Origin of the sequence: Mycobacterium sp. (assembly GCF_965277065.1) — a bacterium.
Lineage (GTDB): Bacteria > Actinomycetota > Actinomycetes > Mycobacteriales > Mycobacteriaceae > Mycobacterium.
The window spans coordinates 769,323-789,584 of sequence record NZ_CBDIBT010000019.1 but is presented as its reverse complement, the minus strand read 5'-3'; the positions used below and the strand labels follow the sequence as shown (position 1 = coordinate 789,584).

Annotated in this window: 20 protein-coding genes and 1 pseudogene; 9 read left to right on the top strand and 12 right to left on the bottom strand. The window is 66.6% G+C overall.

The features are described from left to right. Positions 1-30: 30 nt before the first annotated feature. Together ACQY5A_RS20995 and ACQY5A_RS20990 are read left to right on the top strand one after the other, a co-directional pair. A complete protein-coding gene (locus ACQY5A_RS20995) occupies positions 31-582 on the top strand; it encodes a sigma-70 family RNA polymerase sigma factor (protein WP_428342230.1) in 552 nt (183 codons plus the stop codon). An 82-nt stretch (positions 583-664) separates the two neighbouring features. Then, positions 665-1,408 carry an anti-sigma factor family protein gene (locus tag ACQY5A_RS20990; RefSeq protein ID WP_428342229.1) on the top strand — a complete coding sequence of 248 codons (744 nt, stop codon included), beginning with the start codon at positions 665-667 and terminating at the stop codon, positions 1,406-1,408. Between the two features lie 4 nt (positions 1,409-1,412). On the opposite strand, the gene ACQY5A_RS20985 is transcribed toward ACQY5A_RS20990, so the two are convergent. After that, a complete protein-coding gene (locus tag ACQY5A_RS20985; RefSeq protein WP_428342228.1) occupies positions 1,413-2,753 on the bottom strand; it encodes an FAD-binding oxidoreductase in 1,341 nt (446 codons plus the stop codon). Further along, a complete protein-coding gene (locus ACQY5A_RS20980; RefSeq protein ID WP_428342227.1) occupies positions 2,711-3,961 on the bottom strand; it encodes a flavin-containing monooxygenase in 1,251 nt (416 codons plus the stop codon). The genes ACQY5A_RS20985 and ACQY5A_RS20980 overlap by 43 nt, the downstream gene beginning before the upstream one ends. Before the next feature lie 12 nt (positions 3,962-3,973). On the opposite strand from ACQY5A_RS20980, the gene ACQY5A_RS20975 reads away from it, so the two are divergent. From ACQY5A_RS20975 to ACQY5A_RS20955, 5 genes are read left to right on the top strand one after another with little or no spacing between them, the layout of a single operon-like run. Next, positions 3,974-5,713, top strand: a complete 1,740-nt coding sequence (locus tag ACQY5A_RS20975) for a thiamine pyrophosphate-binding protein (RefSeq protein WP_428342226.1) — start codon at positions 3,974-3,976, stop codon at positions 5,711-5,713. Further along, entirely contained in the window at positions 5,694-6,359 is a 666-nt protein-coding gene (locus ACQY5A_RS20970) for an SRPBCC family protein (protein ID WP_428342225.1), read from the top strand. The genes ACQY5A_RS20975 and ACQY5A_RS20970 overlap by 20 nt, the downstream gene beginning before the upstream one ends. Then, positions 6,356-7,378, top strand: coding sequence for a 3-oxoacyl-ACP synthase III family protein (locus ACQY5A_RS20965; RefSeq protein WP_428342224.1), 1,023 nt, complete (start codon positions 6,356-6,358; stop codon positions 7,376-7,378). Before ACQY5A_RS20970 ends, ACQY5A_RS20965 begins: the two co-directional genes overlap by 4 nt. Further along, positions 7,378-8,421 (top strand): aminotransferase class I/II-fold pyridoxal phosphate-dependent enzyme, encoded by a 1,044-nt coding sequence (locus ACQY5A_RS20960; protein ID WP_428342223.1) that lies wholly within the window; start codon positions 7,378-7,380, stop codon positions 8,419-8,421. The genes ACQY5A_RS20965 and ACQY5A_RS20960 overlap by 1 nt, the downstream gene beginning before the upstream one ends. Before the next feature lie 36 nt (positions 8,422-8,457). Next, complete coding sequence (locus ACQY5A_RS20955; RefSeq protein ID WP_428342222.1) at positions 8,458-8,964, top strand: MarR family transcriptional regulator; 507 nt, start codon at positions 8,458-8,460, stop codon at positions 8,962-8,964. 18 nt (positions 8,965-8,982) lie between these two features. Here ACQY5A_RS20955 and ACQY5A_RS20950 read toward each other — a convergent pair whose 3' ends face one another. Together ACQY5A_RS20950 and ACQY5A_RS20945 are read right to left on the bottom strand one after the other, a co-directional pair. Further along, positions 8,983-10,206 carry a GAF domain-containing protein gene (locus ACQY5A_RS20950; RefSeq protein WP_428342221.1) on the bottom strand — a complete coding sequence of 408 codons (1,224 nt, stop codon included), beginning with the start codon at positions 10,204-10,206 and terminating at the stop codon, positions 8,983-8,985. Then, positions 10,203-10,853 carry a response regulator gene (locus ACQY5A_RS20945; RefSeq protein ID WP_428342220.1) on the bottom strand — a complete coding sequence of 217 codons (651 nt, stop codon included), beginning with the start codon at positions 10,851-10,853 and terminating at the stop codon, positions 10,203-10,205. Before ACQY5A_RS20945 ends, ACQY5A_RS20950 begins: the two co-directional genes overlap by 4 nt. Before the next feature lie 93 nt (positions 10,854-10,946). On the opposite strand from ACQY5A_RS20945, the gene ACQY5A_RS20940 reads away from it, so the two are divergent. Next, positions 10,947-11,471, top strand: coding sequence for an HAD family hydrolase (locus ACQY5A_RS20940; RefSeq protein ID WP_428342219.1), 525 nt, complete (start codon positions 10,947-10,949; stop codon positions 11,469-11,471). On the opposite strand, the gene mmsB is transcribed toward ACQY5A_RS20940, so the two are convergent. From mmsB to ACQY5A_RS20900, 8 genes and pseudogenes are all read right to left on the bottom strand, one after another. Beyond that, a complete protein-coding gene (gene mmsB / locus ACQY5A_RS20935) occupies positions 11,449-12,321 on the bottom strand; it encodes a 3-hydroxyisobutyrate dehydrogenase (RefSeq protein ID WP_428342218.1) in 873 nt (290 codons plus the stop codon). The two genes, ACQY5A_RS20940 and mmsB, sit on opposite strands and share 23 nt — an antisense overlap. Positions 12,322-12,335: 14 nt before the next feature. After that, positions 12,336-13,523 carry an acyl-CoA dehydrogenase family protein gene (locus ACQY5A_RS20930; protein ID WP_428342217.1) on the bottom strand — a complete coding sequence of 396 codons (1,188 nt, stop codon included), beginning with the start codon at positions 13,521-13,523 and terminating at the stop codon, positions 12,336-12,338. 2 nt (positions 13,524-13,525) lie between these two features. Further along, positions 13,526-15,046, bottom strand: a complete 1,521-nt coding sequence (locus ACQY5A_RS20925; RefSeq protein WP_428342216.1) for a CoA-acylating methylmalonate-semialdehyde dehydrogenase — start codon at positions 15,044-15,046, stop codon at positions 13,526-13,528. A gap of 38 nt (positions 15,047-15,084) precedes the next feature. Further along, the gene (locus ACQY5A_RS20920) at positions 15,085-15,822 is read right to left on the bottom strand and encodes an SDR family NAD(P)-dependent oxidoreductase (protein WP_428342215.1); all 738 of its coding nucleotides are present in this window, start codon (positions 15,820-15,822) and stop codon (positions 15,085-15,087) included. A gap of 383 nt (positions 15,823-16,205) precedes the next feature. Continuing rightward, positions 16,206-16,529: pseudogene (locus tag ACQY5A_RS20915) on the bottom strand (DUF732 domain-containing protein); the annotation flags it as partial. A gap of 9 nt (positions 16,530-16,538) precedes the next feature. After that, positions 16,539-17,948 (bottom strand): PPE family protein, encoded by a 1,410-nt coding sequence (locus ACQY5A_RS20910; protein WP_428342214.1) that lies wholly within the window; start codon positions 17,946-17,948, stop codon positions 16,539-16,541. A gap of 12 nt (positions 17,949-17,960) precedes the next feature. Further along, positions 17,961-19,286: a PPE family protein gene (locus ACQY5A_RS20905; protein WP_428342213.1), complete on the bottom strand. Its 1,326-nt coding sequence runs from the start codon at positions 19,284-19,286 to the stop codon at positions 17,961-17,963. A 288-nt stretch (positions 19,287-19,574) separates the two neighbouring features. Further along, positions 19,575-19,760 (bottom strand): hypothetical protein, encoded by a 186-nt coding sequence (locus ACQY5A_RS20900; RefSeq protein WP_428342212.1) that lies wholly within the window; start codon positions 19,758-19,760, stop codon positions 19,575-19,577. A 168-nt stretch (positions 19,761-19,928) separates the two neighbouring features. Between ACQY5A_RS20900 and ACQY5A_RS20895 the strand changes: the two genes are divergently transcribed. Next, positions 19,929-20,228 carry a PE family protein gene (locus ACQY5A_RS20895; RefSeq protein ID WP_428342211.1) on the top strand — a complete coding sequence of 100 codons (300 nt, stop codon included), beginning with the start codon at positions 19,929-19,931 and terminating at the stop codon, positions 20,226-20,228. Positions 20,229-20,262: the final 34 nt, after the last annotated feature.

Here is a 20,262-nt window from a genome sequence, read left to right as displayed (position 1 = left end):
TGAACTGGAAAGGGGCGCAACTCGTATCACATGTCAGGAGGTGATCGAGTGAGTCGACTCACCGGTGCCAGTGGTAACGAGGCCGCGTTGATGAAGGCGCTCTACGACGAGCACGCCGGACCGTTGTGGCGCTATGCACTTCGGCTGACCAGCGACGCGAGCCGTGCCGAGGACGTCGTCCAGGAGACGCTGCTGCGGGCCTGGCAGCATCCCGAGGTGATCGGTGACACCGAACGCTCTTCGCGCGCATGGCTTTTCACCGTCGCGCGCAACTTGATCATCGACGAACGACGGAGCCCGAAGTTCCGCAACATCGTTGGCTCACTGGACGACTCGGGGGTGCCGGAACGCTCCACTCCGGACGAGGTCGATTCGGCGCTGGACCGGCTGCTGATCGCGGACGCGATGGCGCAGATGTCGGTTGACCATCGAGCCGTTGTCGAGCGGTCCTACTACCGCGGTTGGAGCACCGCACAAATAGCCGCTGACCTGGACATCGCAGAAGGTACCGTCAAGTCGCGGTTACACTATGCGGTACGGGCTCTTCGACTCACTCTGCAGGAAATGGGAGTGACGCGATGAGGACCCGAATGACAATAGGCGGGACCGTCCGGGGGGCTGTCGGCCCCGAATACCTGTGTATGACAGCTGCTGGAGAGACACGATGAGCGTTCTCGGGGGTTTCGGCCCGACCGGTGACCGCGACGTGCCCACCGGTGACAGCCACGACTACGCAACCTGGGATGCGGCCTACATCCTCGGATCGTTGTCGCCCGCCGATCGCCGCGAGTTCGAGGCGCACCTGAGCGTCTGCCCGAGTTGCAGCCAGTCCGTCAACGAACTCAGCGGCATACCGGCGCTGCTGTCCAAACTCGACCGCGACACCGTCACCACGATGGATGCCGACGGCCACGCCGCGGCGCCCGAGCCGTCGCCGAATCTGCTGCCGTCGTTGATGACCGAGGTTCGCCGCCGCCGGCGCCGCAGCCAGATGGTGACCTGGTCGACGGGGGCTGCTGCAGCCGTGCTGCTGTCGGTCGGCCTGTTCCTCGGCGTATCAGGTCTTCACCCGACGTCATCGCCTCCACAGGCGACCGTGTCGGCGCTGACGATGGATCAGGTCGGCACGCACGCACTGGCCTCCACGGTGTCGCTCAGCAGCCAGCACTGGGGCACCTACATCGACCTCAACTGCGTCTGCCTGGCTCCGGTGAACGCTCACCACGACCGGCTCGCGATGGTCGTGGTGGGTCGCGACGGCAGCCACACTCAGCTGGCCACCTGGGTCGCCGACCCGGGGCACACGGCGAAGCTGGGCGGCAGCACGTCGACACCGGTCGACCAGATCGCCCAGGTGCAGGTGGTATCCGCCGATAACGGCGACGTGCTGCTGCAACGCTCTCTCTGAAGCGCTAGCGGCTTTCCATCCAGCTGTGGAACATCCCATCCGGGTCGTAGGCGGCCCGGACCCGGTCCAGGCGGGCCATGTTCGACTCGGCGATGAACGTGGCCGGCCGCCGGGCTAGGTTCTCGTCGGCCAGCGAGATACCGGTGGCCAGATGCGACATCGCGGCCATGTTGGACCGGGCCCAGTCGCCGTACCGTTCGTCGTCGGCCGAATCGTCCCAGGCGGTGTAGAGCCCGAAGTAGATCTCGTCTTCCACCCCGTAGACCATCTCGGCGCGGTCCGCCGACGGCTTCCAGCCGGCGAAGACAAAATGCGATGGGTGTGGCGGCAAGGTGTCGATGATGGTGCGGATGCCCGGCAGCAAGTCTTCTGCCGGAGCCGAGGTGAACATGTTGTCGACGCTATAGCGTTGCCCCTGAGGGTATTTCATCATCACCGCCGCATACCAGTTCGCCAATGTCGTCGGCATGAAAGGAAGGTTGGCGATCGCCCGGTCGATGACCGGGCAGGTGCCAAGGATCGCAAGGGCTTTCGCGGCCTCGTCGTCGGAGTCGGCGAACACCGGCGATGCGATCGCGATGGTCGCCACGTCGGGTCCGACTTCCGGTGCATTGCGCGACGTGAGGATCTGCAGTTCGACCCGGTCGTCGACGTCGCCGCTGATCGACCGGCCCCAGTTGAACACCTCGTCGACGACCTCGATCGGATATATGTACAAGCAGGTGCCCAGCACGGCCGGTCGCGGATGCAGTCGCAACGTGAAAGACGTGACTACGCCGAAGAATCCGGGTCCGCTGCCGCGGGCCGCCCAATACAGGTCGGGATGATGGTCGGGGTCGCAGTAGATCTTGTCGCCCTCGGCGGTGACGACCTCCAACCCGAGCACACTCTCGCAGGCCGGCCCGACCACTTTGCTGTTCCACCCGTACCCGCCCTGCAGCAGATACCCGCCGAGGCGGATGCCTTCGCAGTGGCCCGACGGGAAGAACAGGCCTTGGGCGTCGAGGTGGGTGGCAAAGGTGCTGGCGACCACGCCCGGACCGACGTGGGCGCTCATCGCGTCGGTGTCGATGCGGCAGTGGTCGAGCCGGCTGACGTCGAGCAGCATGCCGCCGTCACGCAAATGACTTGCTGCCCAGCTGTGTCCGCCGGAGCGAATGCCGACCCGGTAGCCCTGCGCGCGCGCATAGCGGATCGCAGCGACGACGTCGTCGGCGTCGCAGGCTTGCACGATGACATCGGGAAAGCGTTGCGGCAAAATGCCGTTCCACACCGTGTCGCGACGGGCTGACTCGTATCCGTCTACACCGCGGTAGAAGAATCGCTTTGCGGTGAGTAATGCCATTGATTCCCCTTCGTCATGGCCACCAGGTGGTCCGCGATCCGGGCGGCCAACGGCGTCGCCGCCAGCCGGATCGCCCGCAGTGGGCCGTTGGGCGGGATGCCGTGACCGATCGCGAACATCCCGTCACCCAGGTCCGAGGCGAAGCCGCCGCGGGGATTGCCGTGATCGTCGAGAACGCCGAGATGACCGACCAGACCGTCGAGGTCAGGTTCGAAGCCGGTGGCCACGATGATCGCGTCGGGTGCGATCGCGGTGTCGTCGGCCAGGATCACTCGGTGCGCCTCGAGCGCGGTAACGGCGGCGACCACGTCGATCCGGCCGGCTCGCACGACGCTGACCAACTCGTCGGCGAGGGTGGGAATTCGACCGCGGGTTTCCACCGTGGCCTTGAGCCCGAGCGGTGGCCGACCGAAGCCGTAGGGCGAAAGGTCGCCCAGCAGTAGCCGATTGAGCCGCGCGATGACCGGGTCGACCATCCGCGCGGGCACGCGAGCGAACAGCTCGAGGAAGACGTCGGACGGTATCGGTCCGATGGCGCGGCAAACCAGGTGCGGCGGGGTGCGCACCGCCAGCCAGACCTTGCGGGCGCCATCCCCGGCCAGCTGCACCGCGATGTCGGCGGCCGAATTGCCGGCACCGACCACCAGCACGTCGCGGCCGCGGAACGGCCACGCGTTGCGAAAGTCCACCGAGTGCACCAGTTCGCCGGTGAATCGGTCGAGGCCGGGCCACGGCGGGATGGCGGGCGTGCGGTAGCGGCCGGTGGCCAGCACTATGGCGGGCGCGTGCACGTTGCCCGTCGACGTCTCGGCCCGCCAGCATCCGTCCACGCGGTCGATCCGGTTCACCTCGCAGCCCAGTGCGAGCGTGATGTTCTGCCGCCGCACATAGCTGTCGAAGTAGGAGACCATGTCGTCTTTGCCCGGCCAACGGCCGGCGTGCAGCGGGATGCGCTGCCCGGGAAGGTGCGACATGAACCCGTTGGTGTTCAGCCGAAAATTGTCGTAGCGGTTGCGCCACGAGATCGCGGGCGCGCTGGCCTTCTCGACGACCAATGCCGAGATCGCGTGGCGGTGCCCGAGCTCACGCGCGACGGCCAAGCCGGCAGGCCCGGCTCCGACCACAATGACGTCCTGCACTCCGATGACACGTATGCCGCCGCCAGCCGGTTCACCGGCAGATGGGTTGAACCGAAGAGTGATGTACATCGTGTCCCTGATATGTCAAGAAAGCACCGGGTGGTCGACCACATCGTCGGACACCTTGCGGAAACCGGAGTCGAATACATCTTCGGCGTCGACGGTGCCAACATCGAGGATCTCTACGATGCAGCCTATTTCCGGCCGGACATCACGGCCGTGCTGGCCAAGCACGAGTTCTCGGCCGCGACGATGGCCGACGGATACAGCCGCAGCGGCGCCGGCCTGGGAGTGGTCGCCGCGACCTCCGGTGGGGGAGCGCTGAATCTCGTTCCAGCCCTTGGTGAATCGTTCGCCAGCCGGATCCCGGTGTTGGCGCTGGTCGGTCAGCCGGCAACGACGATGGATGGCCGGGGTAGCTTTCAGGACACCAGCGGACGTAACGGCTCGATCAACGCCGAGGCGTTGTTCTCCCAGACATCGGTGTATTGCAAACGAGTGTCCAACGCCGCGGACATCGTCTCCGTGCTGCCTGCCGCAATTGCCGTGGCGCACACCGGTGGTCCGGCAGTGTTGCTGCTGCCCAAAGACATTCAGCAGACCGTCATCAACCGGGCCTGCTCGCTGGACACCGGCCGGCACCGGTCGGTCGGCGATCTGCACCCGATCGTGCGTGCGCTGCGTCGAGTCATCGGACCGGTCACGATCATCGCCGGCGAGCAGGTTGCCCGCGACGACGCGCGCGCCGAGCTCGCGGAGCTTCGAGGGGTGCTCCGTGCGCGCGTTGCGTGCGTGCCGGACGCGAAGGACGTCGCGGGCACGCCCGGCTTCGGAGCGTCGTCGGCACTGGGAGTGACCGGTGTGATGGGCCACCCGGGTGTGGCCCAGGCCGTCCGCGAAAGCGGGCTGTGCCTGGTGGTGGGCACCCGGCTAGCGGTGACGGCGCGGGCCGGTCTCGACGAGGCGCTGGCCGCGGCGCCGACGATGTCCATCGGGTCGATGCCGCCGTACCTCGCCTGCACCCACGTTTACACCGACGATCTACGGACGTCGCTGCGGATGTTGACCGACGCCCTGGTCGGCGCGGGCCGGCCCGCCGGGCTTCGGGTGCCCGACCGGATCACCCACACCGAACTCACCCCGCCGCCCTTCGAAGGTCCCGGAGTCCGCTACCGCGACGCGATGAACGAGCTGGATGACGTGCTGCCGGCCGGTGTCGACATCGTGGTGGACGCCGGAAACACCGGCGCGGCAGCCGTTCACTACCTCCCGGTGCGCCGTCGCGGCCGGTTCGCGGTCGCCCTGGGCATGGGCGGCATGGGCTACAGCTTCGGAGCCGGAATCGGAATGGCGTTCGCCCGCAGGAAAGCTCACGGCCCGAACCGCCGAGTGGTGGTGATCGCCGGGGACGGCGCGTTCTTCATGCACGGCATGGAGGTGCACACCGCAGTGCACTACCGGCTTCCGGTGACGTTTGTGCTGCTCAACAATAACGCGCACGCCATGTGTGTGACGCGCGAGCAGCTCTACTACGACGACTCATACAGCTACAACCGGTTCTCGCCCAGTCATCTCGGTGCCGGCCTGGCCGCGATGTTCCCCAAGCTGGTGTCAACCGACGTCAGCGATAGCGCGGGATTGGCTGCGGCAGTGCGTGCCTCGCTCGACACCGACGGCCCGTCGGTGGTCAGCGTGGAATGTGCCGCTGACGAGATCCCGCCCTTTGCTCCCTTTCTCGGAGAGCCGGTAACCAAACGCCCAACTCATCACCATGTTTCACTCGCACAGGAGGATCACGCCCATGTCGCTGCCAGCGCTTGACGACATCGCCACCCACACCGGCACCACCGAGCCGATTCCCGGCGTGGTCCGGATCGAGACCACGCCGCTCGAGGACACCGCCGCCACCTTTTTCACGCAGTTACGTTCGGCGTATCCGCACGAGGACGTGTTCGGGAAGTACTGCACGGTCAACGACTACGTCGACTGCCCACCGGACGAACTGTACGAATATCTTTCGGACACCCGCAGCCTGGAGGAGTGGACCTACACCCTGCGTGACTTCACCCCGACCGACGAGCCGGGACTGTGGGCGGCCTACGACAGGTTGCTGCCGGACACCACGATCTACACCCGTACCTTCGCCAACTCCCAAGCCCGCACCATCGACTACCACTGCGCCTGGGACCAGGGCAAGCACCTGTGGATGATCTACGTGATGCGGGTCCTCGACGCGCAGGTGGTGCTCGGCAAACCGGGTTCTGTTGTGCTATGGACGAATTGCCGTCATCCGTTCTACGAGAGCAACCCCTATCCCGAGACCGCCCCGGCGGAACGCACCGGTTGGGTGGGCGACTTCTGGGACCTGTTCGGTCCGGGTCATGCCCTTGAGTTGAACAACCTCAAGAGCATCGCCGAATACCGCCACCGCCACGGCCTGCCGGTCACCCCGAGGTGGATGAAATGACGAACCATCCTGACGTCAGCCTCATCGACGTCGCCAGTTATCTGCCCGGCGAGCCGATCGGCGCGGACTACTACGCCGAGTTCGCCGGATCGGACGAATTACGCGACAGTCTCATGTTCCGCGCGCCCTCGTTTCGTCATCACGTCGGACCGGACGAGACCGCGATCGACATGGTCGAGCGTGCGGCGCAGGGACTGATCGAGCGGCACGGTCGCGATGTCATCGAAAACATCGACATTTTGATCACCCACACGCAGTTGCCGGACGTGCCGTTCTATGGCGCCGGCGGGGGAATGGCGCATCGGCTCGGTATGCGTCCGAACTGGGTGCTCGATCTGCACAACGGCGGATGCGCGGCATTCGTCCTGTCGCTCAACGTGGCCCGTCGGCTGCTCGCATCCGGTGAAGGGCACACCGCGCTGATCGCGATCGCACAGAATACGGCCGGGCAGGTCTTCAACCAACCAGGAGTACGCCGCAAGGCGCAGTCAGCGGTTCCCGGCGACGGCGCGGCGGTGGGCCTGGTGACCCTGTCGGACCAGTCACCGATTCTCGACATCGAATGCCGCACCTACGGCGAGTACGCCGGCGACATGACGATTGCGATGGATCCGCCCCGCAAGTACTGGGAGCCGGGTCCCGGCGAGGGGTCCATCGGGTTCACCGAGACCAAGATCGCCAAGGTGCTGGCCCGCGGGAACCGTCAGGTCCCCGAGGTGGCATACGCGGTGTGCGACCGAATCGGGCTCAAGCCCAAAGACATCGACCTCCTCGTCACCAATCAGCCCAACCGGGTGTTCCTGCGCAATTGGCGGGAGGCGCTCGAGGTGCCCGAGGAACGCCACTGCGACACCTTTGACGAGTGCGGCAACCTGTTCGGTGCCGGCATCCCGGTCAACCTGGATCGCGCCATCTCGACCGGGCAGCTCGAGACCGGCGAGATGATCATGATGGCCGCGTTCGCGCACGCCGGAGACTTCGCCGGCGCCGCGGCGGTGCGCTGGGGGGGTCGCAACTGATGGCCGAGCCGGCGTTGGGTACTTCGGTGGCAGCCGAAGTCGTCGCCTCACTCCCGCGGGGGATCGACTCGTTCGCGTTGTCGCTCAACGAAAGCCCTTTCCCGCCACTGCCCGCAGTGCGATCGGCACTGGTGCATTGCCTCGACGCGGCGAACCGCTACCCGGAATTCCTGCCCGGCCAGTTGCGACGGATGATTGCGGACCGGGTCGGGTTGCACGACGACCAGGTGGTGCTCGGAGCGGGGGCCTCCGGGGTGGCGATGCAGGTCCTGCACGCGGTCACCCAAGCCGGCGACCGAATCGTGCTGAGCACACCGACATTCGACGGCTATCCGATCTTCGCGGAGATGGCCCGGCTGACACCGGTCACCATTCCGCTCGACCAGTACGGCTATCAGGACCTGTTGGCAATGGCCGACGCCGCCGCGGACGCGAAAGTGGTCGTGTTGTGTCGCCCGCACAATCCCACTGGAACGTTGGAGCCGCTGTTCTCCGTCGAGTGGTTCTTGAACCAGATTCCCTCGGACACCATCGTGCTGCTCGACGAGGCATACATCGAGTTCGTCGCGGCCCGGTACCGGATCGACGGGCCTGCTCTGGTCCGTCGTTACCCGAATGTTGTTGTGCTGCGTACTTTCTCCAAAGCGTACGGACTTGCCGGATTGCGGATCGGCTATGGATTCGCCGCACCCGAATTGGCCGCGAAGCTGTCGACCATGCAGTTGCCGTTCGGCATGAGCAACGTCAGCGTGGCTGCCGTTGCCACCTCCTACGACGCCGAAAAGCAACTTGCTCAACGCATTCGCCGGATCGTCACCGAGCGCAACCATCTGCGGCTGCGGCTGATGGCGATGGGTGTGTACAGCATGGATTCGCACGCTAACTTCGTCTACCTGCCGAAGTCGCGGCGGCCCTGGCGGGAGGTGTTCGCCGAGGTCGGGCTGCAGGTCCGTTGCTACCCCGACGGCGGTGCGCGGATCACCGTCGGCGAATCACCGTCGACGCTCGCGGTGCTGTCCGCGGTGGAAAAGTCGCTCGCCTAGGGCTGCTGACGGCCGGTTGCTGGTAAGAAAAGGGGCGTGGCCGCTTCTCATCCCGACAATCGCGACCCGATCGCCGTCGCGCGCGCGAATTGGGAACGCGCCGGCTGGGGCGGCGTCGCCGAGGGCATGGTGGCGGTGACGTCGGTGATGCGGGCCCACCAGATCCTGTTGGCCCGCGTTGAAAATGCTTTGCGGCCTTACGATTTGAGTTTCTCCCGGTTCGAGCTGTTGCGCCTACTCGCGTTCAGCCGCAGCGGCGCGTTGCCGATCACCAAGGCCTCCGACCGGTTGCAGGTGCACGTCACCAGCGTCACCCACGCCATCCGCCGACTCGAGGCCAACAAACTGGTGCAACGGGTCCCGCATCCGACCGACGGGCGAACCACGCTGGTGCAGATCACCGATCTGGGCCGCTCGACCGTCGAGGACGCCACGGTCACCCTCAACGAGCAGGTGTTCGCCGACATCGGGATCTCCGCGCGTGAGTCGCAGGCACTGGTGTCGTCCATCGAGACATTGCGGCACAGCGCGGGCGACTTCTGAGCGCGACTGCTCGAGCTGTTAGTCGATCGGCGACGGCACCGGAATCGTCGCGGTGACCGTCGTCCCGGAGCCGGGCCGGGATCGAATGTTCAGCCTGCCGCCGACCAACTCGGCACGTTCGGCCATGGACAGCACTCCGTAGCCGCCCATCTCGTCGCTGCCGAGTGGATTCTCGAAAGTGTCGAAACCTATTCCATTGTCCGCGATTTCGAGTCGCGCGATGTCGTCTGAGTCGACGGCGAACCTCAGCCGCGCCACCGAGGCGTTCGCGTGCTTGACGATGTTCTGCAGGCCTTCTTGGGCGATCCGGTACAAGGCGATCTCGATGTGTTCGGGCAGCCGGACATCGGCCAGGTCGAGTTCGGCGTCCAGGTGCGGTATGGACCGGGCGAGGCTGGCCAGCCCGCCGGCCAGACCCAGGTCGTCGAGCACCGGCGGCCGTAGGCCGCTGATCGCCACCCGGGCTTCGTCCAACGTCAGGCCGACCATGGTGCGGGCTTCGGCGAGTTGGTTCGAGGCTTCGGCGGGGTCGCTGCCGAGCGCCCGCGCGGCGGCGTCGAGCCGGTAGGACAACGTGATCAGGCGCTGCGAGATGCCGTCGTGGATATCGCCGGCGACCCGGCGGCGTTCGATCTCCTGGGCCTCGATCACCTGCTCGACGAACAGCTCGTGTGCCCGCTCCCTGGCCACCAACTGTCGGTGCAACCGGGCTTGGTGCATGGCCCCGGCAATGAGACGGCCGATGACCCGCAGCAGCTCGACGTCGCCGTCGGTGAATTCGCGCCGGGCGACCGTGTGCACGTTGAGCACGCCGACCAGACCGCCGGGATCGGTTTCCATCGGCATCGACACCATCGAGGTGAAGTCGCGTCCACGCAGGGACTGGATCGGTAGGTAACGGGGGTCGGCCTCTTTGTCGTCGGTGATGACGACGGGTTCGCGGTGCCGGGCCACCCAGCCGGAAATGCCGGATCCCAACGGCAGCCGTATTTTTCCGACTGAGGCGTCGAACGGCGGCGTCGCTCCGGCCAGGGTCAGCGACCGGTCGCTGTCGTCGAGCACATGCACGAAACACACGTCGGCCCCGGTGGCCGCGGTGATCATCCGCGCCGCGGCGGCGGCCAGCGGCTCCACCCCGGGTCCGCTCGACGCGGCCTGAATGAGTTCGCGCAGCAACGCCAATTCACGATCGGTGTCAACCAGATCGCGAACGGCGTTCGGCCCGCGGGGCGACGCGGTCAATGGTAGATCCCTTCGCGCAGAGCGGTTGCCACCGCGCCGGTGCGGTCGTTGACGCCGAGCTTGCGGTAGATCGACCGCAGGTGGCTCTTGACCGTCTCTTCGCCGATGACCAGTTTGTTGGCGATCCCGCGGTTGGACAGCCCGTTGACCATGCAGGAGAGAATCTCGCTCTCGCGCTGGGTCAGCCCTTGCCGAGCGCCCGGCCAGAACTCGTCCCGCTGCATCCGGGCCGCGGTGTCGGCCGCGCGCGCCGCCATCCCTGGGTCGATGACGGTTTCGCCGCGATGCGCCATTTCCAGCTGACGCACCAGCTCGTCGCTGTTGATGCTTTTCAGTAGATAGCCGCTGGCCCCCACCCGCAGTGCCTGAAAGAGGTATTGCTCGTCGTCGTAGACCGACAGCATCACGACGGTGCGGTCGGCCTCCCGCTCGCGCAGCATCTTGCACAGGTCCAGGCCGCTGGAGCCCTGCATGCGCACATCGCACAGCACGACGTCGGGCTGCAGCTCATCGACGACCTCGACGGCGCGCTCGACGCCCACAGCCTGGCCGACCACCTGGACTCGGTCCTTGAAGGAGGTCAGCATCGCTTTGAGGCCCTCGATGACCATTTCGTGGTCATCGACGAGCACCAGACGTACCGGCATGGCAAACACCCTAGGAGGAGACAAGCGGTTGATCCCCGGAATCCCCCTAATGGGGGAGGCTAGGCCGGCCCGATTCGGGGCACCCTGTCTGGCGTGCGAGCCAAGGTGCAGACTCGTCCGGCCCGGACGTTCTGGTGGGACCGGGAATTGCCGACCGACGAATTGCGTGCGGTGATCTTCAATGCCGATTCCGTGCTGGCTCACGTCGAACGCGAGAGCGATGCGACGGCCCGAACCGACCTGATCGACTCGGTGATGAGTCTGTTCGTCGCCGGTATCTGGGTGAGCGTGGTGAGTGCCGGGCCGCGGATGCAGGTGGAGACGATGGTGCGCCAACTTCTCGGTGACGGGCTGGTCGAGACCATCGTGACCGTCGATGATTTACCCCAACCCGACACCGGGCTGGTCCGCACCGGCGAGTTGTACCGGCTGGCGTTGTGGGAGATGGGAATAACGGCACGCGGTGCTTTGGCCGTCACCGGTCCCGTTGGCGCGGATGCGTCGGCCGCCGCTGGGTTGCCGGCTGTGGTCGTCGACGAGTTGTCGGCGGCCAGTTGCCAGCAGGCGCACCGCCGCTGGTGGATTCAGCAGACTCCTAGCCGCGCAGCGTTTCGATGATCGCGCTGAAGTCCTTGTCGGCGTTGGTAGTTGCGAATTTGGCGTAGAGGTCGGCGGCGTGGCTGCCCAGCGGCGCGGTCGCACCGGTCGAGGTGACCGCGTCCATCGCGAGGCCGAGGTCCTTGTTCATCAGCGCGGTCGCGAAACCGGGCTTGAAGTCGTTGTTGGCCGGTGACGTGGGGACCGGGCCGGGCACCGGGCAGTTGGTATGCACGGCCCAACAGTTTCCGGTCGCGCCGGTGATCACGTCGAACAGCGCTTGCGCTGAGAGCCCGAGCTTTTCGGCGAGCACGAACGCTTCGCCGATCGCGATCTGGTGTACGGCGAGCACCATGTTGTTGCAGACCTTGGCGGCCTGTCCGGCGCCGGCATCGCCGCAGTGAATGATCTTGCCCGCCATCGGTTCCAGTACCGGGCGGGTGCGCTCCAGGGCAGCGCTCTCGCCGCCGACCATGAAGGCCAGCGTCCCCGCGGCCGCACCCTTGACCCCACCGGAGACCGGTGCGTCGAGCTGGGCCACGCCGTGCGAAGTCGCCAACGCGTGCACCTCGCGGGCGTCGTCGACGGAAATGGTTGAGCTGTCGATGAATACCGTGTCGCCGTCGGCGGCGGGCAGGAGCTCTGCATAGGAACGTTTCACCGCATCGCCGTGCGGCAGCATCGTGATGACGACGTCCGCTCCGGTCACGGCTTCGGGGCCGCTGTCGAACACCGCGACACCGTTGCCGATCGCGGCTTCGACCGCCGCGGGCACCGGGTCGAAACCCCGCACGGTGTGGCCGGCGGCAACCAGGTTCGTCGACATCGGACCACCCATGTGGCCGAGCCCCAAAAACGCCACGGTTGACATCTGCTCTGGCCCTCCTAGGCGCTGGCGCGGACCCGGGCGGCTTCGGCTCGGCCGATGACCACCCGCATGATTTCGTTGGTTCCCTCGAGAATGCGATGCACCCTCAGATCGCGCACGATCTTCTCCAGACCGTACTCACGAAGGTAGCCGTAGCCGCCGTGCAGTTGCAGGGCCTTGTCCGCGACCTCGAAACACGAGTCGGTGACATACCGTTTGGCCATCGCGCACAGTTCCACTTTGTCGTCGTCACCGCTGTCCAGCGCCGCGGCCGCCCGCCACAGCATCAGCCGCGACGTCTCCAGCGCCGTGGCCATGTCGGCCAGGGTGAACCGGATGGTGGGCTCGTCGAGCAGGGCAGCGCCGAACGCCTCGCGATGCGCGACATAGGTCCCGGCTTTGTAGTAGGCGGCCTGCGCTCCGCCCAGCGAGCACGCCGCGATGTTGATCCGGCCACCGTTGAGGCCGTTCATCGCGACGCCGAAGCCGCCGCCCTCGCCGTCGGTGCCACCCAGCATCGCGTCGGCCGGCACCCGCACCCCGTCGAGAATGACCTGGGCGGTCGGCTGTGCGTGCCAGCCCATCTTCTCTTCGTGGGCGCCGAAACTCAGCCCCTCCGCGCCCTTTTCGACGATGAACGCCGAGATCCCGCGCGGACCCGGCTTGTCGCTGCCGCCGGTCCTCGCCATCACCACGTACACGTCGGAGGTGCCGGCACCCGAAATGAACTGCTTGACTCCGTCGAGCAGGTAGTCTGCGCCTTTTTCGGAGCCCTGCTTGACCGCCTTCGTGCTCAGCGCGGCCGCGTCCGAACCGGCGCCGGGTTCGGTCAGGCAGTAGCTGGCGATGGCCTCCATCGAGGCCAGCCGCGGCACCCAGTCCTTGCGTTGCGCGTCGGTGCCGAACGCGTCGACCATCCAGGCGCACATGTTGTGGATCGACAGGAATGCCGCCGTCGTCGGGTCGGCCATGGCCAGCTGCTCGAAGATCCGCACCCCGTCCAGCCGGCGCAGCCCGCTGCCGCCCACGTCGTCGCGACAATAGATCGCTGCCATCCCCAGGCTGGCCGCCTCACGCAGTTCGTCAACCGGAAAGTGCTGTGCGGCATCCCATTCCAGTGCGTACGGGGCCAATTTCTTGGCGGCGAACGCGGCGGCCGTCTCGGTGATGACCCGCTCGTCGTCGTCCAGATCAAAGAACGGCATCGCTAACTCATTGTCGGGATGCTGAATTCGGCTCCGTCTTTGATGCCCGACGGCCAGCGTTCGGTGACGGTCTTGACCTTGGTGTAGAACTGGATCGACGCGGGGCCGTGCTGGTTGAGATCACCGAAGCCGGACCGCTTCCACCCGCCAAAGGTGTGGTAGGCCACCGGCACTGGGATCGGCACGTTGACACCGACCATGCCTACCTGCACGCGGGAAACGAAGTCGCGGGCGGCGTCGCCGTCGCGGGTGAAAATCGCCACTCCGTTGCCGTATTCGTGTTCGGTGGGCAACCGCAGTGCCTCTTCGTAGTCGTTGGCCCGCACGATGCACAGCACCGGACCGAAGATCTCGTCGGTGTAGATCGACATGTCGGTGGTGACGTTGTCGAACAGCGTCGGGCCGATGAAGAAGCCCTTCTCCAGGCTGTTGTCATCGAAGGTCAATTCGTCGGTGGTGCGCTCGCGGCCGTCGACCACCAGGTCGGCGCCCGCCTCGACGCCCTGGCCGATGTAGTCGCGCACCCGCTTGAGCGCGGCCTCGGTGACCAGCGGGCCGTAGTCGGCTTTCGGGTCGAGGCTGTGTCCGACGCGCAGTTGGTTGATGCGCTCGACGAGCCTGTTGCGCAACCGGTTTGCCGTCTCTTCGCCGACGGGAACGGCGACGCTGATCGCCATGCAGCGTTCCCCGGCGCTGCCGTAGCCGGCGCCGATCAGCGCGTCGACCGCCTGGTCCAGGTCGGCGTCGGGAAGGATAACCATGTGGTTCTTCGCGCCGCCGAAGCACTGTGACCGTTTGCCGTTGGCGGCCGCCGTCTCGTAGATGTATTGCGCGATGTCGGAGCTGCCGACGAAGCCGACAGCCTGGATGTCGGGGTGGTGCAGGATGGCGTCGACGGCTTCCTTGTCGCCGTGGACCACCTGGAACACACCCGGCGGCAGGCCGGCCTCGAGGAATAGCTCGGCCAGGCGCACCGGCACCGATGGGTCGCGCTCAGAAGGCTTGAGAATGAAGGCATTTCCACACGCCAGCGCGGGGCCGGCTTTCCACAGCGGGATCATCGCGGGGAAGTTGAACGGCGTGATACCCGCGACCACGCCGAGCGGCTGGCGGATCGAGTAGACGTCGATACCGGTGCCGGCGCCCTCGGTGAACTCACCCTTGAGCAGATGCGGGATACCGATGGCGAACTCGATGACCTCGATGCCGCGCTGTATGTCGCCCTTGGAGTCTGGGACCGTCTTGCCGTGTTCCAGGGAAAGCAGTTCAGCCAACTCGTCCATGTTGGCGTTGACCAGCTCGACGAATTTCATCATCACGCGGGCCCGGCGCTGTGGGTTGAACGCCGCCCACTCCTTGTGCGCCTTCTTGGCGGAGGCCACCGCGGTGTCGACGTCGGCAGCCGACGCCAGCAGTACCTGCGCCTGCACCTCGCCGGTGCTCGGGTTGAGCACATCCGCGGTCCGGGTCGATGCGAGGTTGCTGCGGCGTCCGTCGATGAAATGCGGAATCTTCTGAGTCATGGGTCCCTCGGACGGTGGATAAGAGGCAAGTGGGTTTACTAGGACATCCTAGTAACCGCCGTGGGGTGCTGGCAAGCGACTACCAAGCCACCACGACCATTCCGGTCGGTAAAGGTGCCGGTCGGCCCGTCCGCGCCGATGGTCGCCATGGCCACGATTGCGTCGGTGCCCTCGGTCACGGTCTGCGGCCCGCTGTTGGCGTTGAGGTCGGTTGCGGTGTAGCCGGGGTCGACGACGTTGACGCGGAAGTTAGGAAGCTGCCGCGCGTATTGCACGGACAACATGGTCACCGCGGACTTGGATGCCTGGTAAAGCGCGCCCGGGACGGTGTACTCGACGCGAGATGGGTCGTGCACCACCGCGAAAGAACCTAGGCCGCTGGACACATTCACGATCACCGGTGCTGGCGACTTCTCCAGCAAAGGCAGGAACGCGTTGGTCGTCCGAACGATGCTGAAGACGTTGGTGTTGAAGACTTCCTGAGCGTCCGGTCCGGTGAGATCCGCGACCGCTTTGCGCGGGCCCACGATGCCGGCGTTGTTGATCAGCACGTCGAGGTGACCAGCCTGCTGGGCGACGTCGTCCGCGGCGGCGGCGACTGATGCGTCGTCGGCCACGTCCAGATCGATGAAGTGTGCGCCGAGTTCCGTGGCGGCCCGCCGGCCGCGCTCCGGGTCGCGCGCACCGATGTAGACCTGATGGCCGCTGTCGATGAGTCGGCGCGCGGTCTCGTACCCGAGGCCCTTGTTGCCGCCTGTGATCAATGTATTCGTCATGACACCAGCTTGGCCGCGTGCCGCGGAGGTTCGCAACCGTGCTGCTCTACGACGTCGTCGGAACCGCGCTGTTGGAGGCGCCGTACTCGGCGGCCACGATGGATACCTGGAAAAGCTGGGTACACCATGGGTTTTCAGCAGCGAGGCACCGGCGGCGCTGGTCGAGGGCAGCGGCTGGACGAGACGTCGGGCACACCCGCCGGTTCCGGCTGATGTACCCCAACGCACCGCGCGGTTACTTCGTCGAGGCGACCAAGGCCCGAGCCCTAGTCGCCGCCACCACCGCCGCCGCCGGGGCCTTTGAGCACGGTCGTCTCGCCTTCTCCGGTGCCTTTGCCCGGGGCGTTGCCTTTCAGGTATTTGTGGCCAGGCTCTTTTTCTTCTTCGAGCTGCTTCGGGCAGTACGCCTTCGCCGAGATGGTCGCGAATTGAGCGGCGCCGCTCTCAGTGAGGGAGGGGTTGCTTTCCTGCAGGTGCTGGATGAGGTGCAGGCCACCCATACCGTTGTGGAGTGCCCCGCACACCGCCTGCCCGGCGCTGACAGCCTGCGCCGGGTCGGAGAAGCCGATGCCCACCTTGTTCAAGTCAGCGAGGAAAGTGGGATTGTCCTCGTCGCTGGCCGCCTCGTCCACGCCAGGTTCGGCGTGCACCGGCACGGCAAGCATCAGTCCCAGTGATACGCCTAGAACAGCGAACAGCGATTTCATCGATTCCCCTTATCCGGTTTCGGTGGCGGCCTTCGCGACCGCCGCGGTCGCCTTGCCGTCGGTCAGATGCACGGCGTGGATGCCGGGCTTGGTCGAGAGCTTCGCGACCAGGTCGTCGAGTCCGGCCTCGTCGACGTTCCAGTGCTGGACGTCGTCAGGCGACTCCTGCAGCTTCGCGATGACCTTGTCGAGCGGGATCGGCCCCTTGGACCGCGCGGGCGCAGTCACCTTGGCCCGCACGCCGGTCGACGTGACCACACGCGACGCCGGGCTGCCCAGCGCGCCACCGGCCAGGCTGCCGAGGCTGGCCTGGTTGAGCGCGCTCAGCGGAACTCCGAGCGTGGGCGCTGCTGTCGCGGCAAAGGCTCCGTCCGGCAACGACGTAGCCGCAAGCCGGATCGCGGGGGTGGCACCGGCCCAGCTGGGCGGCACCGACAACTTGCCCACCGTGTGCGCGCTGCCGAGCGCCGCTGATGCCGCCCTGGCCCCGACCCCCAGGCCGCCGAGATGTCCCGGCGAAGACAGCCCGGCGCCGAGCGATCCCAGGCCGATGCCGTGGCTCCAGGGCTGGTAGATGAAGAAGTTCTTGAACTGGGAGATGCCGAGGCTGGTCGTGCTGTTGACGACGTTGGTGTAGGTCGCCTGACTGCCCACGCTGTTCGCGAAACTCAACACGCCTTGGTACGCCGACGACAGGTTCGAGCCGCCCGGAAGAAGGCCGAGGCCATTGGTGAAGAAGTTCGTGTAGGTGCTGTTGAAGCTGGTCAGGGCTTTCGAGAACGAGTTCACGTCGGTCTCGAGTTGGGCGAGGATGCCCGTAGGATCCAGCGGGTCCGCCGCGGCCGCCTGCGCGGTCGAGGCCGCCTGTGCTGCCGTCCCGTTGTCGTTGGTGGTTCGTGGCGCCTCGGTGAAGGAGCCCAATCCGGTGGTGGCCGCCTGCGACGAACCCGCGTACCCCGTGATGGCCGCGACGTCCTGGGCCCAGAACTGCGCGTACTCGGCCTCCAGCGCTGCGATCGCCGCGTTGTACTGACCGAAGAGGTTGACCGGCACCAGTTGCAACAGCTGAGTCCGGTTGGCCAGGATCTCGGCCGGTGGCACGGTGGCTGCCAAAGCGGTCTCGTAGGCGCTGGCGGCGGCCTTGGCCTGACCGGCGGTCTGCTCGGCCTGTCCTGCCGTCGTCCCCAACCACGACACGAAGGGCGCGGCGGCCGCTGCGGCCGCCTCCGCTGACGGACCGGTCCAGTCGCCGCCGACCAGGCCGGCGATCGTCGACTCGAACTGGGTTGCGGTGGACTGCAACTCGCCGGCCAGGGCGTCCCACGCCGCCGCGGCAGCTGTCAAGGACTCCGCTCCCGGACCCGAGTAGATCTTCGCGGAGATGAGCTCCGGCGGCTGCGCTGCGAAATCAAAAACCATTGTCAGCCTTCCTTATTCCGCGCTCGGCGGGATGACGATGATGGTGGCGGTGGTGGCGATCTCGTCGACGGCGACGGCGCCCGGCACGCGGAAACCCTGCCCGACGGCGGCTCGAGTAGCCGAACCACCGATCGCCCGACCGGCCAGGCTCGACAGCGCCGTCTGGCCGAACATGCCGGGTTGTGCCAGCCCCATCTCGGGAGCGGCGTCGACCGCGGAGGCTTCCATCTCGGCGGCGACCGTTCGGATGGCCGGCGTCGCGGCCGCCCAGTTCTGCGGAACCGACAGCGAACCGATGTAGCCGGCCCGGCCGACCGACGCCAGCGTCTCGGCGCTGCCTGCACCGCTGTAGGAGCCGCTCAGGAGCCCGCTGTGCAGCAACGGGGACAGCGCCCCGGTGATCGGCGTCGGGTGGATCAGGGGCCCGATGCCCTGAATACCGACTCCGAGGTTCGGGATACTGACCGCGGCCTGGTAGAAGCTCCTGATGAACCCGGAGGTGAACCCCAGCGGGGTGAACGGCCCGGCGAGGAAAGTGCTGATGCTGCCGTTCAACGCAGTGAACAGCCCCCCGATGCTGCTCAACCCGCCCGTCACGGATGTCGGCAGCGTCCCCGTGATCCCCAGTGAGCCGATGAACGCGGTCTCAGCAGCTGTCAACTGCGTTCCGAAGCCGGTGATGTCGGTGTTCAGCGCCGTCAGCTGGGTGTTCAGCTGAGTCAGGAACGCCAAGATGTCGCTGGTCGAGTCGGCGGAAGATGCGGCGGCTGATTGCGCCGTCGACGCCGCCTGAGTCGCCTGGCCGCTGTCGGTAGTGGTGGCCGGCGCGTCGGCGAACGGCGTCAGCTGACTCGCGGTGGTGGCGGCCCCCGCGTACGCGTACATCGCGCCGGCGTCCTGGGCCCAGAACTCGGCGTAGGTCGCCTCGGTCGCGGCGATCGCCGGGGTGTTGACACCCAGGAAGTTCGTGGCGACCAGCGCGGCCAGCAGCGCCCGGTTCGACGCGATCACCGGCGGCGGGATGCTGGCAGCGAATGCGGCCTCGTAGCCGGCCGCCGCGGCCTGCGCCTGAGCCGCGGTCTGCTCGGCCTGAGCTGCGGTGGTGGACAGCCATGATGTGAAGGGCGCCGCCGCGCTGGTCGCAGCCGTCGACGACGGTCCCGTCCAGCTCGAGCCCAGCTCGGTGATGGTGGATGCGTATCCGGCCGCGGTGCTTTGCAGCTCGCTCGCCAACGCATTCCAGGCGGTCGCGGCCGCCAGCAGCGGCGCCGAACCCGGGCCCGTGTAGATCTTGCCGGAGTTGATCTCCGGCGGTTGCGCTCCGAAATCGAAAACCATCCGTGTCCCTCGCTCCGGGTATGTGGTCGGCAAGACGCGGCGCTTGCCCAGCGCCGCGCGGTGATCGGCTTTACGAAGCGCCCCCTCGACAGCTGGCAATACCGTGCGTACTGGCTGGCAGCTACCTGGATCTTTTCGCAGATGGAAGGTTATCGACGTTCGCGGAAGCCCGGCTCGCGCAAACGACCCTCGGCCGCCCGTGCGACGTTGTTTCGTACGCGCGTCAGGATTGGTTGCGAAATCCCGAAGCAGGCCTGAAAAGGCCCGTGAGCTGCAAGAATGCACAGCTCACCGGTGGCCCCCGAGCCACCCGGTCGAGGTGAACGGCCGGTAGCGAAGATTAAAAATCTGGACATCCAAAATGCCGGACTCGGCCACCCGCAGATCGCCGGCGTTTATGTGCGGGGAGATTCTTTCCTCGCCACCGCGAATACGAGCCTGGCCCGGCATCCCGACGAGCTGGCGTTTCCGCACGCCACAGAGGGTTTTCTGACGGCTCGCAACGGCCCTGTGGCGGTCGTCACTGCGACCGGTTCTCGACCCATCGCAGCGTCGTCCGGCATAGTTGGTTCTACAGTTTCGTCACAAGCCACGGTTACCACTTCGCGTTTCCGCGGAGTTCGCACCTGAGGAGACATCCACATGTCATTCGTGACCACCCAACCCGAGGCACTGAGCTCGGCGGCAACGGCCCTCGGCGGCATCGGCTCGTCGTTCAGCGCCCAGAACGCTGCCGCGGCCGCGCCGACCACCGGGGTAGTGCCCGCCGCGGCCGACGAGGTGTCGGCTCTGACCGCTGCCCAGTTCGCCGCGCACGCACAGCTGTACCAGGCCGTCGCCGCGCAAGCCGCCGCCATCCACGAGCAGTTCGTCAACACGCTCGGTACCAGCGCTGGGTCCTACGCGGCTACCGAAGCCGCGAACGCCGCAGCCGCTGGCTAAATCACGACTCTTGTCGGCCGGGCACCGCGATGGT

What these genes read in the sequence shown, in the direction of transcription:
- ACQY5A_RS20965 (WP_428342224.1), top strand. Translation starts at nt 6,356, where the DNA reads ATGACGAACCATCCTGACGTCAGCCTCATCGACGTCGCCAGTTATCTG.
- ACQY5A_RS20975 (WP_428342226.1), top strand. Translation starts at nt 3,974, where the DNA reads ATGTCAAGAAAGCACCGGGTGGTCGACCACATCGTCGGACACCTTGCG.
- ACQY5A_RS20980 (WP_428342227.1), bottom strand. Translation starts at nt 3,961, where the DNA reads ATGTACATCACTCTTCGGTTCAACCCATCTGCCGGTGAACCGGCTGGC.
- ACQY5A_RS20995 (WP_428342230.1), top strand. Translation starts at nt 31, where the DNA reads ATGTCAGGAGGTGATCGAGTGAGTCGACTCACCGGTGCCAGTGGTAAC.
- ACQY5A_RS20925 (WP_428342216.1), bottom strand. Translation starts at nt 15,046, where the DNA reads ATGACTCAGAAGATTCCGCATTTCATCGACGGACGCCGCAGCAACCTC.
- ACQY5A_RS20920 (WP_428342215.1), bottom strand. Translation starts at nt 15,822, where the DNA reads ATGACGAATACATTGATCACAGGCGGCAACAAGGGCCTCGGGTACGAG.
- ACQY5A_RS20985 (WP_428342228.1), bottom strand. Translation starts at nt 2,753, where the DNA reads ATGGCATTACTCACCGCAAAGCGATTCTTCTACCGCGGTGTAGACGGA.
- ACQY5A_RS20945 (WP_428342220.1), bottom strand. Translation starts at nt 10,853, where the DNA reads ATGCCGGTACGTCTGGTGCTCGTCGATGACCACGAAATGGTCATCGAG.
- ACQY5A_RS20930 (WP_428342217.1), bottom strand. Translation starts at nt 13,523, where the DNA reads ATGCCGTTCTTTGATCTGGACGACGACGAGCGGGTCATCACCGAGACG.
- ACQY5A_RS20990 (WP_428342229.1), top strand. Translation starts at nt 665, where the DNA reads ATGAGCGTTCTCGGGGGTTTCGGCCCGACCGGTGACCGCGACGTGCCC.
- ACQY5A_RS20960 (WP_428342223.1), top strand. Translation starts at nt 7,378, where the DNA reads ATGGCCGAGCCGGCGTTGGGTACTTCGGTGGCAGCCGAAGTCGTCGCC.
- ACQY5A_RS20905 (WP_428342213.1), bottom strand. Translation starts at nt 19,286, where the DNA reads ATGGTTTTCGATTTCGGAGCGCAACCGCCGGAGATCAACTCCGGCAAG.
- ACQY5A_RS20970 (WP_428342225.1), top strand. Translation starts at nt 5,694, where the DNA reads ATGTCGCTGCCAGCGCTTGACGACATCGCCACCCACACCGGCACCACC.
- mmsB (WP_428342218.1), bottom strand. Translation starts at nt 12,321, where the DNA reads ATGTCAACCGTGGCGTTTTTGGGGCTCGGCCACATGGGTGGTCCGATG.
- ACQY5A_RS20895 (WP_428342211.1), top strand. Translation starts at nt 19,929, where the DNA reads ATGTCATTCGTGACCACCCAACCCGAGGCACTGAGCTCGGCGGCAACG.
- ACQY5A_RS20910 (WP_428342214.1), bottom strand. Translation starts at nt 17,948, where the DNA reads ATGGTTTTTGATTTCGCAGCGCAGCCGCCGGAGCTCATCTCCGCGAAG.